This window comes from Gilvimarinus sp. 1_MG-2023 (assembly GCF_030548285.1).
In genome coordinates, this window is the sequence record NZ_JAUOSC010000634.1 from 1 (window position 1) to 313 (window position 313).

Annotated in this window: 1 pseudogene; it reads left to right on the forward strand. The window is 50.8% G+C overall.

Going from position 1 to position 313, the window contains the following annotated elements:
* Positions 1-313 (forward strand): annotated as a pseudogene (locus Q4563_RS18405) (elongation factor G); the annotation flags it as partial.

Below are 313 nucleotides of genomic sequence, written 5' to 3' on the forward strand. Positions count from 1 at the left end.
GTGATATTCTCGCGATTGTCGGCATGAAAAACGTTCAGACTGGTCACACACTGTGTGATCCCAAGCATGAATGTACGCTGGAAGCCATGGTCTTCCCTGAGCCAGTAATTTCCATTGCGGTTCAGCCTAAAGACAAGGGCGGCGTCGACAAAATGGGTATCGCCATCGGCAAGATGGTGGCTGAAGATCCAACCTTCCAGGTTGAAACCGATATCGATTCCGGCGAAACCATCCTGAAAGGCATGGGCGAGCTGCACCTGGATATTAAAGTCGATATCCTCAAGCGTACCTACGGCGTAGAACTGGTTGTAGG